Consider the following 16,037-nt stretch of genomic DNA (forward strand, 5'->3'; position numbering starts at 1 on the left):
TGGTGCCTAGCAATTTTTCCGTAGAAAAACTCCCAGCACAATGGTCCATTCTAAGGGCGTAGTCACCCTTACAACCAATTTGAACTGCTCACTGTGAGCAATTAAATCTTTGCTACCTGGTTAAATCCGAGCTCTACCGGAGTCTCCCGGTCGAAAATGACCACCAGCACTTTAAGTTTCTGCTGGTCAGGCATAATCTCGGAGATAGTAGCCGGCATAGTCGCAAACGGTCCATCGGTGACGGTGACATTTTCGCCAACCTCGAAATCAACCTCTACCACCGGCTGTTCCGCGGCCTTAGCCTTGCTGGAGCGTTCATCTTGCAGCTCTGCGGCCTTAATCGAGGCCGGAGTGGGCGCCAACATAGACACCACTTCGTCTTCGGTTAGAGGCATCGGGTGTTGCGAATCTCCCACGAATCCGGTGACTGCCGGAGTTTCCTTCACTACCCGCCAGGCATCGGGAGCGTCTTCGACTAGCTCCATCCGCACCAGGGCATAACCAGGAATCCGTACCCGATCCACCACTTTACGTTCCGTGGATTTAACCTGGACGACTTTTTCCATCGGCACTTCGATCTGGTAGATCTGATCTTCCATATTGAAAGTTACAATCCGTTGTTCCAGATTGGCTTTCACCCGGCGCTCATATCCGGAATAGGTGTGAAGGACGTACCAATACCCCGGCAGGAACTCTAGTTCCTCGCGCAACTTGTCTTGCTCGGCCTTAGAAAGCTCCTCAGCGGTGGCTGAGGGGGCAAGCTCTTGATCTTGCGGGGTGTCAGTAATTTCCAGCTCCGCCGGAGAGGATTCGGACGCGGGAGAAGCTTCTTCAGCAGGGGCTGCCGTTTCCGCGGAAACTTCCTCTACGGGAGCTTGGGTTTCCTCAGCTGCCGTAACCTGGTCGCTGCTTTCAGCCTGCGCACTCGCGTCGGCAGAAGTACCTGCCTCGGAGGAGAATACGGGATCGTTACTCACAGTAGTTTCTTCCTGCTCCTTATTGCCTGTTTGCAAATCTTGCTCCTTAATTAACCGCTTAACCGCCAAATACCTTGGTTACTATCCAGGCGGTAATCACGTCGACAACCCCCGAAAAGGCCATCATCGCCAGCACAAACACGATCACGACCACAAAGAATGTGGTGAGCTCATCGCGGGTCGGCCAAACAACCTTTTTTAACTCCGCGATAACCTGCCGCACGAACTGCACGATGCGACCCCAAAAACTATTTTTCGTTTTTTTGGCATCTGCCTCTACGGAGGCTGCGCCCTCGTTAGGTGCCAAGATCGTTTCCTCGCTTGCTATCTTGGGACTCCCGTCGAAGCCCCGATGTCGTCCTGTACCGGGCCCGGTACAGGTTTCAGATTTGCAGGGCAGGCGGGACTCGAACCCACAACCTACGGTTTTGGAGACCGTTGCGCTACCAATTGCGCCACTGCCCTTCCAGCCAAATGGCTGACCTAATACGGTGCTAAACAAGTTTATGAGGTTTTACTGGTCACGTCCAACCTACGGGCACATAGTGGGGAAAAACGCATCTTTAATCGCTTCAGGGATGCTAGGAGAACATCTTTATTGGCAATATGCCTGTAATTTTCCGAAAATTCTGGTCGAAACAGATAATGGATAGCCAGACGTGGCAAAATGAGGGTATGAATAAACCGCAAGCACAAAGAATTTCGAATCGTCTAGCGCAAATATCCCCGTCTGCAACTTTGGCGGTGGATGCGGCCGCCAAAGCACTCAAAGCTCAAGGGCGTCCGGTAATTGGTTTTGGCGCCGGGGAACCCAACTTCTCTACCCCTGACTATATTGTTGAAGCCGCGCAAGCTGCCTGCGCGGACCCGGCAATGCATCATTACAGCCCCGGGAAGGGCCTGCCCCAGTTGCGGGAAGCAATCGCTAAAAAGACTTTGCGCGATTCTGGTTACGAGGTTGATCCCAACACCGAAATCATTGTTACCAATGGCGGTAAACAAGCTGTTTTCGAGGCGTTCTCGGCGATAGTGGAAGTGGGCGACGAAGTCATTATGCCCACCCCCTATTGGACGACTTACCCGGAAGTTATCAAGATCGCCGGAGGCGTCCCGGTTCCGGTAATGGCTGGTGCTGATCAGCACTATAAGGTCACAGTGGACCAGTTGGAGGCCGCTAAAACTGAAAAGACTAAAGCTTTGCTAGTGGTCAGCCCCTCTAACCCTACCGGCGCGGTTTACGACGCTAAGGAACTAAAAGCTATCGGTCAGTGGGCGCTGGAAAACGATATCTGGGTAATTACTGACGAGATCTATGAACACTTGATCTATGACGGGGTACATGCCGAGCATATTGTGAAGTTGGTTCCAGAACTGGCAAAGCAGACATTGGTACTGAACGGGGTAGCTAAAACCTATGCGATGACGGGTTGGCGCGTGGGCTGGATGATCGCTCCGGCGGACGTAATCAAAGCTTGCGCCGCTTTCCAATCCCACACCACCGGAAATGTTTCAAATATTGCGCAGCGGGCAGCACTTGCTGCCGTCAGCGGTCCGCTGGATAAAGTTGCGCAAATGCGCGAGGTCTTCGACCGTCGCCGCAAACGCATGGTAGAGCTCCTGCGCCAGGTTCCAGAACTGGAAGTTCCCCTGCCCCATGGTGCGTTTTACTGCTACCCCAGCGTAGAGCGAATTTTAGGACGTGAAATAGCGGGCGAAACTCCGCAAACTTCGGCCGAGTTGGCTGATTTGATGCTTCGGAAAGTCGAAGTAGCGGTAGTTCCGGGCGAAGCCTTCGGCCCCTCCGGGTTCTTCCGGCTTTCCTATGCGTTAAGTGACGAGGACCTAGAGGAAGGTGTCGGCCGGATAGTCGATTTTCTTAATCAAATAAAATAGGTTGTCCTTTGTACCCTTTCTATAATCTATAATCATTAGAAAGAGGACGCGTGAGCGTCCCGCAAGATTTTAGAATCACCGAGGGAGGGTAGCAGAGTGCGCAGATTCGCAGCAGTGGCAATTGTCTGTATCGCACTGTCGCTTGCAGTCATAATTGGCGTGCGCGCTTTACTACAAAACGGAGTTTATGATTTAGGGCCAGCAATTAATTTTGCGCCCCAAACACCGGTGATTACCGAGCAAGCTCCGCAATCTACCCCCAGCGTCCCCGCAACCAGCGAGGGGGTACAGCCATGAGCGAAAAACTTAGCTACCCCGGCAATAGCTTTCCGGGAGAACCTAATATCTCGCCAGCGGCGCCTCCTACCCCAGCTTCTCAGCCTCAGGTAACAGATTCCGCAGATGGTGGGGTAATTGCGGGATCCGCAAACCCACAGGCAGCATCCCCGCTGCCGGCTTCCTCTTCGATTCCCGCCAAGGAGCTTCCTTCAACGGTGCAGCTACCCGGCGAAATGACCTTGCCACAGATTCTTGATCCGACCGAGGGACGCCCAGCTGTTCCCTTGCCGCAACCTCTGGAGCCAATAGTAAGTGCCCCTCCGGACGCCTCGGAACGAGCCGCTTATCAAAGTCGACCCCGCAGGGTGATAGAAAAAACTATTGAACCTCGTAGCAAGGAACATAAGCTGCGGATTACCAACCTGCGTAACCGGATGTTGGTGCACTCGGTGTTAATATCTGGATTTGCTTTGACGCTAGTGGGGCTAATTTTATTAGTCAGCGGAATGATCCAAGTATCCCATGCTGAGCGCTCCCAGACGGAGTTAATCGTCAATGACCTGCGCAACTTTGTAAAAGCTGAAAACAAGCAGGATAGCGGGGGAATAGCCTCGGCCAAAGAGGCCTTAAACAGGTTCATTGACGCCGAAGATGCTCCCCATAACGGTACTTTGCTGGGGTTTTCCGCCGGGAAATTGATTGCTCAAAAAGAGGCGCGAGATTCCGCTATCCATCAAGATTCGCAACTGCTGGAAAAACTGGTCAGTTCTTCGAATCTAGACTCCGCCAAAATGTTTATGGTTCACACCGATCAGGCCACCTATGCGGTAGGGATGGTCCCGATTAGGGCCGCCGAAACCGATGACGCCCTATTGGCGATTATCTCTAACTATTCGGTGGATAGTACTCCAGCTCAGACCCAGCTATTGCTATTCGGCGGAATTTCATTCTTAGTATTGGCGATGGTTGGACTAGTAAATGTTCGCTCTTCGCAATCTCTACTAGCCCCTATTGGCAGGTTGCGAGATCTGATGGCTTCTATTAACAGTGAACAGGATCTTAGTAAGCGTCTACCGGTTGAAGGTGATGATGACTTAGCGGATGTTAGCCGCCAGATGAACTCGATGATTACGCGTCTGCAATCCAGTTTCGACGAGCAGCGCGACCTGCTAAATGATGTGGGTCATGAGCTCCGCACCCCGATAACGGTGGTTCGCGGACACTTAGAGCTGCTGAATCCCAATGATCCACAAGATACTGCCCGTACTCGGGAACTGGCCTTAGAGGAACTGTCACGGATGCATCGACTTACAGAAGATTTGATTACCGTGGCCAAGAGCGATCGCCCTGACTTTATTCGCCCCGAACGGGTCGATATTGGCGACCTGTTAATGGACGCCTTTGAAAATGCCACCCAACTGGGCGATTTTAACTGGCGAATCGATAACCTAACCATTGTCCCCACCACCGCCGATCCCCAGCGCCTACAGCAAGCGCTGCTCGCCCTCGCTCAAAATGCTTCCAAGTTTGCTGCTCCGGGCACTTTGATTGCCCTGGGGGCGGGCATTGATTATGAACAACCTCTGTTGGATCAACAAGGTAATCCGGTACCGGCCCGCACTATTACCGCACCCAGTCTGCAGATGCTTTCGCAAGTTCCCCCGGTGGAAGGCACTCATCGGCTCAATTTGTGGGTTCGTGATCAGGGAATCGGTATCGACCCGAAAGATCAAGAGCGGATCTTTGGTCGCTTCATGCGGGTCAACCACTCCTATGCGGGTTCTGGCCTAGGACTATCAATTGTTAACGCCATTACGCAGGCCCATGGCGGGATTCTACAGGTACGATCTGCGCTTTCTGTGGGATCGGTTTTTAATATTAGCCTGCCTATCTCAAATGATGATTGCAAAGATGAAATACAAGGAGAATAAAACATGACTAGCATCTTGGTGGTAGAGGACGAGCCCGGCATCTCCTCTTTCGTTGCCAAAGGACTAACCTCTGCCGGCTATCAAGTGACCGTAGTAGACAAGGGAGCCGATGCGGTCTCGGGAGCTCTTGGTGGTGACTATTCGCTGATCGTTCTGGATATTGGCTTGCCCGATATGGATGGTTTTGAAGTACTAGAACAGATCCGCGGGCAAGGAGCCACCCTGCCCATTATCGTGCTCACCGCCCGCTCTTCGGTAGAGGATACAGTCAGCGGACTGGAACAGGGCGCTGACGACTATATGTCGAAGCCTTTCCGCTTCGAGGAACTCCTAGCGCGAATTCGGCTACGTTTGAAGAATGCTAGCTCCGATGATCCCTCCAATATGGTGCAAATGAACGTAGGGGGCATGCACTTGGATCTGCGTACCCGCTATGCCTCCATTGACGGGGAACCGGTAGAGCTATCAGCCCGTGAATTCACCATGCTGCAAGCTTTTATGGAACACCCGGACCAGGTTCTTTCTCGTTCCCAGTTGCTAGATATGGTGTGGGGATACGATTTTGATCCCGGATCGAATGTGGTGGACGTCTACGTTCGTTACCTGCGCCGTAAAATCGGCTCGGAACGCATCGTAACCGTACGCGGTATGGGATACCGCCTGGTAGCGATGTAGCAGTTCCTTTGGTTCTTTAACCACATCTTCCTGCATCGTCTATATAGATAAAAATCCCGGGAGGCTGGATTTAATATCCAGCCTCCCGGGATTTTTATTGCTATTCAGTTATTTTCACGAACGTGATTTAGGCGTTCTCTACGTCGGCGTCTACCCACTCGAAGGTGCGGGTGACCGCTTTCTTCCACAAACGGTAGTTGCGGTCGTACTCTTCGCGATCTTCACCCGGAGTCCAGCGCTTGCCTTCTGCCCAGTTATCGATCACGTCTTGTTCACCATTCCAGAATCCCACGGCGATGCCGGCGGCGTAGGCCGCACCCAGCGCGGTGGTTTCTAGTACCTCGGGCCGTACCAGCGGCACGCCCAACTGGTCAGCCTGGAACTGCATAACCATTTCGTCCTTGGTCATGCCGCCATCTACGCGCAGCTCTTTGAGCTCTACGCCCGAGTCTGCCATCATCGCATCGAAAACCTCGCGGGTTTGATAGGGGGTAGCTTCCTGCACCGCACGCGCAAGGTGTCCCTTGTTGTTGTAGCGGGTCAGACCCACAATCGCACCCCGGGCATCGTCCTTCCAATAGGGAGCGAATAGACCAGAGAATGCCGGCACAAAGTAAACGCCGCCATTGTCATCAACGGTGCTAGCCAGTTTTTCGATCTCGTCCGAGGTCTTGATCAATCCCAGGTTGTCGCGCAGCCACTGTACCAGCGAACCGGCAACCGCGATCGAACCCTCCAGGGCGTAAACCGGCTTGTTGTCACCGATCTTGTAGGCAAGGGTAGTCAGCAGACCATTCTCAGAGAATACCGGCTCTTCACCAGTATTCATCAGCACGAAGCAGCCGGTACCGTAGGTGTTCTTCGCCATGCCCTTTTCGAAGCAGGCCTGTCCGAAGGTGGCTGCCTGCTGGTCGCCCAAGATACCCGAAATCGGGGTGTCGATCAGCAAACCATTCTTACGGCCATAGCCGTAAACCTCGGAAGAGGAGCAGATCTCGGGCAGCATTGACATCGGAATCCCGAAGTCTTTGCAGATGTCTTCGCGCCACTGCAGGGTACGAATATCCATCAGCATGGTACGCGAAGCGTTGGTGACATCGGTCTTGTGCACCCCACCGTTTACGCCGCCAGTCATATTCCAAAGTACCCAGCAGTCGGTGTTACCGAACAGCAGGTCTCCGGCTTCTGCCTTCTCGCGTGCGCCCTCGACATTGTCCAAAATCCATTTGATTTCCGGACCAGAATAGTAGGTGGACAGATCTAGGCCACAAATGTCGCGATACTTCGACATTCCTTCATCACCCGCGAGTTCGCGAATGATCTGCGAAGTACGGGCATCCTGCCACACAATCGCGTTATATACCGGCTCACCAGTGTTCTTGTCCCACACCACCACGGTTTCGCGCTGGTTGGTAATTCCCACTGCGGCAACCTCGTGCCGGTTTACCTGTGCCTTCTGCAGGGCGTCCGCCACGCATTCACGAATGTTATCCCAGATCTCGATGGGATTATGCTCAACCCAACCGGCCTTCGGGAAAATCTGTTCGTGCTCTTTTTGTCCCAACGAAACGATCTGTCCAGCATGGTTGAACAAAATCGCCCGCGAGGAGGTAGTCCCCTGGTCAATGGCCATTACATATTTTTTCTCGGTCATATCTCTTTCTTCCTTTAGGGTTCTTTCTATTTCTCTTTAAAACAGTTTTCCTAGGCAGCCATGCCCACGCCGACTACGATCAGCGGGGTGATAATGGCACCAATGGTGGGTCCAACAATCGGAACCCAAGAGTAAGCCCAGTCAGCGTCCGGCTTTCCGCCCTTCATCGGGAGCAAGCTGAACATGATACGCGGTCCCAAGTCACGAACTTGGTTGATAGCGTATCCGGTGGGCCCACCCAAACCAATACCGATAACTACGATGCACAGTGCGACTGCCAGCGGACCAACCTGGGTGGGGGTACCGCCAGATACCATAACGAAGGCCAACAGGCCGAAGGTGCCGATGATCTCGGTGAGGGTGTTCCATCCGTAGGAACGCACCTCGGGAGCAGTAGAGAAGCACCACAACTTGAGGCGGGGGTCATCCATCTGCTGATCGAACTGCTTCTTGTAAGCCAGGTAGGCGATTAGCGCTCCCACCATCGCACCCAGAAGCTGCGCCACAATGTAGATACAAACGTTCATGCCGGTGACCGGAATTCCGCCCTCGGCAACGCTCGGTCCATTAAGAGTTACGTTGCTGTCAAGGCCGTGCCAAACAGCTTTCATGATGGTTACTGCGGGGTTGAGGTGACCACCGGTCTTATAGGCAGCGTACACACCCATGTACACTGCCAAACCCCACCCAAAGTTGATCATCAACCAGCCGCCGCCGTTGCCTTTCGATTTCAAAAGGTTATTGGTGCAGCAGGTGCCAACACCGAACATCAAAAGAATGGCGGTGCCGAAGAATTCTGATGCGAAGATCTCGCCACTACCCGGGGTGGCTGCTGCCATAGGTACTAGGAGATCATTCAATGTCGCTAACATACGCGCTCCTTTGCGCTAATTATTTGAGTTTTTAGTTTTATTTAGTTGTCTAGCTCATGCTCAAGGATGAATAACCGTCTTGGTTACTCACCATCCTCAGCCTATGCTTATTTTCCATTTTTTGCTTTTTGACACTAATGTTCAACTTTAGAGAACAAACGTGCGCCCTCGGGGCGTGGAGGTGAGATTTTTGTCAACTGAATCCAATTTGTCGGAGGAACAATTCTCAGATGGAAATTCCAGTAGGGACGAGCTGGCTCGCAGCGCCGCCCTGGCCTACTACGTACAGGGGCAAACTATGGAAGCTATCCGGCGCCGGATGGGAGTATCCCGTTCCACGGTATCGCGCCTACTGTCACATGCCCGCAAACGCGGAATTGTTACCATCTCCGTGCAAACCTCCAATATGCCGCACACTCGGCTAGAACGCCAGCTACAAGACCGCTTTGGAATCAATGTGCATATCGTAGAAATGCCTCCCGACACTACCCAAAACCGGATCCTGGAAAATGTTGCAAAAACCGCTTCCCAAATTTTGGGGCAGCTGGTGCATGACGGCGAGGTGGTGGGTATTGCCTGGGGCAATACCACCACCGAGATGGCTGGCCACATTACCCAAAAAGACGTGGATAACGTGACTTTGGTGCAGCTAAACGGCGCAGCCTCTACCGAGACCTCCGGGATCGCACACGTAGGGGGCATCTTGGCGCGCATGGCCTACCAGTGGAAAGCGAATATCGTACAGTTCCCGGTACCCGCCTTTTTTGATGACCCCAAAACCAAAGAGGCCCTATGGCGCGAGGGCGCGGTACGCCGCGTTCTTAACTGGCAAGAAAAATGTACCCTGGCGGTATTTAGCGTGGGGGCGCTGCGAGCCGAAATCCCCTCCCATGTGTATGCAGCCGGATATCTTTCACGCAGTGAACTAAATAAATTGGCGCTGGATAAAGTAGTAGGGGACGTTTGCACGGTACTTATCAGGCCCGATGGCTCTTGGAATGACATTGCCATAAATAAACGTGCCACCGGCCCCAGTCCCGATCAACTGCGTCGCATTCCCCGCCGTTTTTGCGTCGTTGCTGGTAAAGCCAAAGCCCAATCTCTGCTGGGAGCCCTTAACGCCGGGGTAGCCACCGATTTGGTTTGCGATAAGGAGATCGCCGAAAGAGTGTGGGCGCTAGCGAAGCCCTAGAATAGAAGCATGGTAAAAACCGATTTCACCGACTCTTGCGAGTGGGTTGCTCCCCGGACTGATCACAAACCTACTAACCCGGTTCCTGCCTGGTACCGCAAAGCCGCAGATACCGGTGAGCCAACCCGGGGCGATACCACTCCAGCTTTAAGGGATATGACCACTATCGGCACTGGCGGAAGTCCAAAAGCGTTTTACCGGGCTGCCAGCGAGGAAGAACTGGTGGAGGCGATACGGGAAACGGACCGCGCCGGGGACAAACTGCTAGTGCTGGGCGGAGGCTCTAATGTATTGTGCGGGGAAGATCTATCTGACCTGGTGGTGGTACAGGACCTGCGCAGTGGGATAACCGTGACTGAAGATACCGCTTGCGGGGGCGCCCTAGTGAGCGCACCTGCCGGGCAAGCCTGGGATGAGTTCGTATGTGCCTGCATTGATGAAGACCAGATGGGCTTAGAGGCACTTTCAGGTATCCCCGGCACGGTGGGGGCAGCTCCGGTGCAAAATATCGGAGCCTATGGACATGAAGTTGCCGAAACCCTCTCTACGGTGCGGGTTTTCGATCGACTTCGTGATGGTATCCGAATTTTACCAGTCGGGGATTTGCAGCTCGGCTATCGCACCTCGATTATTAAACGGTCTTTGCGTGACGAGGAGGCCGGAGGGGGACGCACCTGGGGTTATACCGGACGTTACGTAGTCCTAGCTGCGGATTTCCAGTTGGCTCATGCTTCCCTGTCTGCGCCCATCGAATACCAACAGCTGGCCGATAAATTAGGGGTTAAGTTGGGGGAACGAGCCGATATGCGCGAGGTGCGCGAGGCCGTTTTAGAGCTGCGGCGCTCTAAAGGGATGGTGCTGGATCCCGCTGACCCGGATACTCGTTCCTGCGGATCTTTCTTTACTAACCCGATTATTTCTTCCGCGGACGCGGAGCAGCTTCCGCCTCAGGCGCCGCGTTTCCCGGTGTTTAATCTGCAGTTGCGCAACGCGGTGACTGGCGAGGCTCCCCAGGTGGAGGGACAAGTAAAAACCTCTGCCGCCTGGCTGATTTCGCACGCGGGATTGGAAAAAGGATTCACCCTCCCCACTGCAAATCAAGCGGAGGGCGCGCCGCGCGCTGCGCTTTCTTCCAAGCACGTCCTGGCGCTTACCAACCGCAATCATGCCACTTCAAAGGACATTGTGGAGCTAGCGCGTGCAGTCCAAGAAAAAGTAAAAGCCAAGTTCAACGTAAATCTAGAACCCGAACCGGTGTGGGTAGAGGCCGAAGCTAACTAGCGGCGGGAAATCAAATGCGCCACGTCGGTAAAAATACCGGTTGCGCCCCAATTGAATAGTTCATTAGCGCGGGCGGGCGAGTTAACCGTCCACACGTTGACTCCAAATCCGGCATCCCGGAAGGCCCGCATCTTTTCGCGCGTCAAACCGGTATCTTCGGGGTGAATGTAGCTGGCTCCCACCAGCTCTAATACGGAGCGCCAATCATCATGCAGGGCGCAGGTTTCATAGAGGCAGCCTAACGAGATTTCCGGTGCCAGAGCATGAAATTCCGACAGTAATACGTGGTTAAAGCAAGAAACAATCACTTCCGGGCCGTTCAACCGGCCCAGTTCTTTGATAACCGCGCGGATCAGCTGGCGGGTCATATCCGCGCCCGCTTCATTGGATTTGATTTCGATATTGGCGTTTAGCCCGGTCTCGTTCATGAAGTCCACCAGTTGCTGCAGGGTGGGAAGCTTTTCGCCTGCGAATTCGGGACTAAACCAACTACCTGCATCAATGGCAGCCAGGTCTGCGGCAGTTAACCCATAGTAGCCACCTGACCTATTGGTGGTACGGTCCAAAGTGGTGTCATGGCAGATAATGACGGTTCCATCCCCCAAAATATCCACATCGGTTTCAATCCAGTTAAGGCCGTGCTCAACCACTTTCCGGAACGCCGCCATGGTATTTTCGGGGGCTAAGGTATTTAAGCCGCGATGCGCAAAGATGCGTTTTTCTATATCCATTTTGATATCACTTTCTGGTTAAACTAGGCGAGCTATTACTGACTCTACTTAAGTAGAAATGGTTTAACTCCGCGTTAACCGGGATAGCCCACAGGAGAATGTTAGGACTGCAAACCAGTGGCAGTGAGGTAGGCGAGGACGGCGCGTACCCGGCGGTTGGGTTCATCGGGAGTCAGCCCCAGTTTCATAAACACATTGGCGATATGTTTCGCCACCGAGGCGCCAGAGAGAAATAGTTTCTTCGCGATTTCCTCATTGGATAACCCTTGCGCCATCAACCCTAAGACTTCGCTTTCCCGAGCCGTGAGGTTAGCTAAGGCGGAGCCGCGCTCGCGCACCAGTTTCACCGCCACTTCCGGATCCACTACTACCCCACCGCTGGCCACGGTTTTCAAAGCATTCAAAAAGTCGGCCACTCGCGAGACCCGTTCTTTAAGCAGGTAACCGGTACCAGCGGCGTGCTGTCCGGGTGGGGGTAGCTGGTCAGCGCTAAAAAGCTGCGCTGCATAAGCGGGTGCCACGTATTGACTAAGTACCATAATCCCCAGGTCGGGGTACTCTTCGCGAATCTTGACTGCCGCGCGCAAGCCATCATCGCTCATCCCTGGCGGCATCCGCACATCGGTTACCAGCACGTCCGGGAGCTGGCCGGCCTCGCCCGCTTGTTTCACCGCGACAATTAGCCCCGGCGCGTCCTCGGCCTGCGCGATTACTTGATGCCCTAAGCGTTCCAATAATCCCGCTAACCCTTCGCGGATCAAAGTGGCATCATCAGCCAAAATGATTTTCATGCTGTCTCCTTCGCGGATACTAGAATCGGAATTTCGCCCCGCACCGTAGTCGGCCCGCCCGCCGGAGAAATCACCCGCAGCGTTCCCCCGAAGGCTTCTAAGCGCGCCTGCAGACCCGCTAAGCCGTGCCCGGGGTTAATACTGGCTCCGCCTGACCCATTATCGGTAATTGAAAGCACCAGGGAAGAACCGGCTACTACCAAAACCGAAACTTGGGCGTCAGGGGCATATTTCGCCACATTAGTAAGGGATTCGCACACCAGGTAGTAGGCGGCAGCGGCGGCTCCCGGCGGCAGCTCCGGCAACTCGAAGGGCATCCTGACGTCCACATCCAAGGGAGATTCGGCGCAAACATCGCGCACCGCCTCGGCCAGGCCCTTATCGGAAAGCACTTTCGGATGCACCCCGGCGACCGTACGCCGCAGCGCCGCTAAAGCCTGGTCATTGGCATCTTGCGCCTCCCGCAAGAGGCCTAAAATCTGTTGTATCTGCGCGTGAGTACCGGAATCCTCCGCGCTTTCCCTATCGACGCAGTTCCTATCCGCGCCTTCCCCATCCGTACGGTCACCAACCTCCTCGGAAGATTCCCGGGAGGCCAGCATTTCCAGATTTAGCTCCGCCTCGCCGACCTTCATGGAGGCCGCCACCAGGTATTGCTGGGCACCATCATGCAGATCCCTTTCAATACGGCGACGCTCAATCTCGAAAGCATCGACTATTTCCCGGCGAGAGCGATGTAGCTGCATGATTTCTTCGGCGCTTAGGGGGCCGGTAGTCGCAATAGTAAAAATAAGTCGCGCATAAATTCCGCTAGCCAGTGCCGATAATAGCCACAGGAATATCAGTGTCAAATAGTCTCGCAGGAAAACAAAGGGTACGGCATGAAAAAAGTAGTTCAGCGCCAGCAGCAATAGCGTCAGCAACGGCAAAGAGGCAACCAGATTTGCCAGCAAGCAAAACAGGAAAATCGGGATAGAACGGGAATTTATGTACTCCGGGGTGCTTTGATTATTGTTATCCAGCAGCCCTTCCTCACCGGGAACTTTCCAAAAATGCCAGATAGAGCTATCTTTTCGTCCGAGCATAGCACTCGCGCGGTAGCGCACCGCCGCAGTGTAGTGGAACAGTACTGCCCGCGAGCGCCGGAACATCACCAGCAGCGCTCCCACGTGTACCACCAGGGAAAACAGCTCGATTGCCAAGAAAGGAATCCCCATTAGGAGGCTAGATCGCGCAAGCGTGGCTCGGCGGTAGCTTACTCCACGAAAATAGGGATCGGTTCGCTGCATAGCTCTATTTTATGAGGATACTCCCGGTAAAGAACACCGCGTCCCGGCTACTTTTTAGGTAGTGCTAGCTCTACCAAAAAAGTAGTTTGTACCCGCTGTTAGCACAGCGAAAAAGGCGTCAAGATAGGAGTATGTTGATTCAAACCCGGGGGCTCACCAAGATTTACGGCTCCCACACGGTGCTGGCTGATATTGATTTAACTATTGGCGCGGGTGAGCAGGTGGCAATTACCGGCCCGACCCAAGCCGGAAAAACTACTTTGCTTTATTTGCTCAGTGGGATCGTCCGTCCGTCCTCGGGGGAAGTGTTCTTAGATGGCCGAGATTTATCAGAAATGTCGCGGCGTCAGTTGCAGGCGCTGCGCCGGGAACGTTTCGGTTTTATTTTCCAATCCGAACAGCTGCTTCCCGAACTGCAAGTACTAGAAAATGTGGCTTTACCACTGCTGTTACAAGGATTCGGACGCGCAGAAGCAAAACAGCGCGCCTTAAAAGAGCTACAACGTCTGGGACTGGAAGATATTAGCCGGCAATCAACTGTCGGGCTCAGCCCGGCACTCGCGGCGCGGGTAGCAATTGCCCGCGCTTTAGCGATCCGCCCCCGGGTGATTTTTGCTGATCAGCCGACGGCGCTGCTAGATCCCGTCTCTGGCCAAGAAGCGATGCAGGCGTTATCGCTGGCAGCAGCGCGCACCCACGCCACCCTTTTGCTTTCCACCGTAAATCCGCAGGTAGCGGCGTGGTGCCAGCGAACTATCACCCTGCGAGACGGATTAATTGCCCAAGACAGTCGGCGCGAATCTACCTCAGAAACCGTATTCCAGATCGAGGACGTATAAATGGCTCTGGGACGGATCATTCTCCTATGGCGAGGGCGGGGGTTAAAGGATCGCCGCGCCCAGGCGGCCTCGATACTATCGGCCGCCCTCACCTGTTACTGCCTGCTAGCCGTACTAGGCGGGATTAACGCTTTTCTGGTCAGGCGTTTATGGATATTACCTCAGGGGGCAGATAGTTTGGGGCGCGCCCTCGCCGTCTTGCCCAGCCATACCCGTAGCTATGAGCACGAGGCCGTGTCTGTCATCTATATTTCATTGTTTGTTTTCGCCACTCTGCTGATCACCTTTCCGCTGATTGCGCTGTGGTGGAACCGTCTGGAGCTAGATGAGCAGCGTTTAGGGGATGCTCTGGTCAGTTTGTATCGCTTGGGAGCGAGCGCCAGAACTCGTTTTTTCTTTAGCTGCTACTCGATTTATAGCTATATTTTTACCGGATTTGTGCTGGGTGCCGCAGTTTACGCGCTCTCTTTGACACTCCTTGAAAATATCCAGATTCTCGGTATTAATCCCACCGCCAAAGACCTGCTACCCCCTTGGTGGATTCTGCTCCTGTCCCTGGTTGTACTCTTGCTGATCCCGATCTGGAAAATCACTCTACTATTGCGCCAACAGCGGGGAATTCCCGCGGAAACCCGCCGCCGCTTCAACTTCGCTTTTATTTCCTCCTGGTTTAAAGGTTCCACCCGTAACACCGCTATTTTCTGGTTAATCGTGCTGGCAATACCGATTCTGCTAGCTGGAATGGTGATCGCCGGATTATCGGCACTAGCCTTAGCGCCCATCATGATGCTGGCTTTCCTTTGGGTGCTGGTGTTTTCGCTGCCCGCCAAAGTGCTGACCTTGATTTGTTGGCCTTTAACTTTTAGTCGCTACCCCGCAGTGCTTTTGGCTGCCCGCGCGATCCGTGCGCATGCCTCCCGAATTTGGACAGCGTTGGCACCGGTGCTTTCTCTGGCCGCCACCTATCTGCTCTCCCTAGCTTTTCTGGCGGCAGCAGACAGCTATAGCGACTCTTTAAGCCTTGAAACTCGCTCTAACAGCATAGATAGTGAGTCTCAGGCGACTGCACATCTGCATTACTTACTCTTGCAGCTGGTGCAGCAAGACGTGAAAACCGGGTTGCTCTTGACTGCCGCCGCAGTCGCAGTGACTACCGCTTGTTCCCTGGCCACCACGGTAATGGCCTCTAATCGTCGCGAACAAGCGCAAACCAATCTGCTGCTAAAACTAGGGTGCCCACCTGCAGTAATTTGGAGGGCGCGCATGTGGGAAGTCATCATCGTTTATACTTTTGGATTCTTACTGCTAGCCGGATGCGCATTCCTGATGCTTATCGCTGCCATCTCGGGTACCGTTTCTCCTCCGATAAGTACTTGGGGAATCGTGACCTCGGCAATAGCCCCTCTCACCTGGATGATCATCGGGGTGTTAGCTCTGCAAGCCCTGGTATTTATGACGCTCACGCGGGTGCGAAACACCGAGATAATCCCGCATTTTGCCCGCCATGACCTAAAATCTAGGCAGCAGGTTCAATCGTGCCAATCAATCTTTTTACCCCCAGATAGGCAAGAACATTCTGGAGAGTACTTAGGTCAGACCCCAAAAATTTCGCAGGAAAACGAAAGGTAAACCG

General features: G+C 53.8%; 14 protein-coding genes and 1 tRNA gene. 7 read left to right on the forward strand and 8 right to left on the reverse strand.

Translation table 11 applies throughout. The features are described 5' to 3' along the window. Window positions 1-101: 101 nt before the first annotated feature. The 3 genes from nusG to AC1EKS_RS03775 all read right to left on the reverse strand — a co-directional run bounded on the left by nusG (window position 102) and on the right by AC1EKS_RS03775 (window position 1,442). Window positions 102-977, reverse strand: coding sequence for a transcription termination/antitermination protein NusG (gene nusG, locus AC1EKS_RS03765; RefSeq protein ID WP_481009732.1), 876 nt, complete (start codon window positions 975-977; stop codon window positions 102-104). A 58-nt stretch (window positions 978-1,035) separates the two neighbouring features. Continuing rightward, window positions 1,036-1,284 (reverse strand): preprotein translocase subunit SecE, encoded by a 249-nt coding sequence (secE, locus tag AC1EKS_RS03770; RefSeq protein ID WP_481009731.1) that lies wholly within the window; start codon window positions 1,282-1,284, stop codon window positions 1,036-1,038. 85 nt (window positions 1,285-1,369) lie between these two features. Next, window positions 1,370-1,442 (reverse strand) — tRNA-Trp (locus AC1EKS_RS03775). Between the two features lie 210 nt (window positions 1,443-1,652). Between AC1EKS_RS03775 and AC1EKS_RS03780 the strand changes: the two genes are divergently transcribed. The 3 genes from AC1EKS_RS03780 to AC1EKS_RS03790 all read left to right on the forward strand — a co-directional run bounded on the left by AC1EKS_RS03780 (window position 1,653) and on the right by AC1EKS_RS03790 (window position 5,755). After that, window positions 1,653-2,870 (forward strand): pyridoxal phosphate-dependent aminotransferase, encoded by a 1,218-nt coding sequence (locus tag AC1EKS_RS03780; RefSeq protein ID WP_481009730.1) that lies wholly within the window; start codon window positions 1,653-1,655, stop codon window positions 2,868-2,870. A 293-nt stretch (window positions 2,871-3,163) separates the two neighbouring features. Then, window positions 3,164-5,080, forward strand: coding sequence for a sensor histidine kinase (locus tag AC1EKS_RS03785; RefSeq protein WP_481010234.1), 1,917 nt, complete (start codon window positions 3,164-3,166; stop codon window positions 5,078-5,080). Window positions 5,081-5,083: 3 nt separating this feature from the next. After that, window positions 5,084-5,755 (forward strand): response regulator transcription factor, encoded by a 672-nt coding sequence (locus AC1EKS_RS03790; RefSeq protein ID WP_481009709.1) that lies wholly within the window; start codon window positions 5,084-5,086, stop codon window positions 5,753-5,755. Window positions 5,756-5,882: 127 nt separating this feature from the next. Here AC1EKS_RS03790 and glpK read toward each other — a convergent pair whose 3' ends face one another. After that, the gene (gene glpK, locus AC1EKS_RS03795; RefSeq protein WP_481009708.1) at window positions 5,883-7,409 is read right to left on the reverse strand and encodes a glycerol kinase GlpK; all 1,527 of its coding nucleotides are present in this window, start codon (window positions 7,407-7,409) and stop codon (window positions 5,883-5,885) included. Between the two features lie 50 nt (window positions 7,410-7,459). After that, window positions 7,460-8,281, reverse strand: coding sequence for an MIP/aquaporin family protein (locus AC1EKS_RS03800; RefSeq protein ID WP_481009707.1), 822 nt, complete (start codon window positions 8,279-8,281; stop codon window positions 7,460-7,462). A gap of 190 nt (window positions 8,282-8,471) precedes the next feature. Between AC1EKS_RS03800 and AC1EKS_RS03805 the strand changes: the two genes are divergently transcribed. Both AC1EKS_RS03805 and AC1EKS_RS03810 read left to right on the forward strand, forming a co-directional pair. Further along, on the forward strand, window positions 8,472-9,473 hold the full coding sequence (locus AC1EKS_RS03805) for a sugar-binding transcriptional regulator (protein WP_481009706.1): 1,002 nt from the start codon (window positions 8,472-8,474) through the stop codon (window positions 9,471-9,473). A gap of 9 nt (window positions 9,474-9,482) precedes the next feature. Beyond that, window positions 9,483-10,754 (forward strand): UDP-N-acetylmuramate dehydrogenase, encoded by a 1,272-nt coding sequence (locus AC1EKS_RS03810; protein WP_481009705.1) that lies wholly within the window; start codon window positions 9,483-9,485, stop codon window positions 10,752-10,754. Here the strand turns inward: AC1EKS_RS03810 and AC1EKS_RS03815 are convergent. The 3 genes from AC1EKS_RS03815 to AC1EKS_RS03825 form a co-directional block, all read right to left on the reverse strand. Then, window positions 10,751-11,485 (reverse strand): glycerophosphoryl diester phosphodiesterase, encoded by a 735-nt coding sequence (locus AC1EKS_RS03815; RefSeq protein ID WP_481009704.1) that lies wholly within the window; start codon window positions 11,483-11,485, stop codon window positions 10,751-10,753. The two genes, AC1EKS_RS03810 and AC1EKS_RS03815, sit on opposite strands and share 4 nt — an antisense overlap. A gap of 101 nt (window positions 11,486-11,586) precedes the next feature. After that, window positions 11,587-12,276 carry a response regulator transcription factor gene (locus AC1EKS_RS03820; protein WP_481009703.1) on the reverse strand — a complete coding sequence of 230 codons (690 nt, stop codon included), beginning with the start codon at window positions 12,274-12,276 and terminating at the stop codon, window positions 11,587-11,589. Continuing rightward, the gene (locus AC1EKS_RS03825) at window positions 12,273-13,493 is read right to left on the reverse strand and encodes a sensor histidine kinase (RefSeq protein ID WP_481010236.1); all 1,221 of its coding nucleotides are present in this window, start codon (window positions 13,491-13,493) and stop codon (window positions 12,273-12,275) included. Before AC1EKS_RS03825 ends, AC1EKS_RS03820 begins: the two co-directional genes overlap by 4 nt. A 203-nt stretch (window positions 13,494-13,696) precedes the next feature. Here AC1EKS_RS03825 and AC1EKS_RS03830 point away from each other — a divergent pair, with 203 nt between their 5' ends. Together AC1EKS_RS03830 and AC1EKS_RS03835 are read left to right on the forward strand one after the other, a co-directional pair. Then, window positions 13,697-14,404 carry an ABC transporter ATP-binding protein gene (locus tag AC1EKS_RS03830; RefSeq protein ID WP_481009701.1) on the forward strand — a complete coding sequence of 236 codons (708 nt, stop codon included), beginning with the start codon at window positions 13,697-13,699 and terminating at the stop codon, window positions 14,402-14,404. Beyond that, window positions 14,405-16,033: a hypothetical protein gene (locus AC1EKS_RS03835; RefSeq protein ID WP_481009700.1), complete on the forward strand. Its 1,629-nt coding sequence runs from the start codon at window positions 14,405-14,407 to the stop codon at window positions 16,031-16,033. Window positions 16,034-16,037 lie beyond the last annotated feature (4 nt).

It is taken from the genome of Varibaculum sp. C0165D1, from assembly GCF_056590355.1.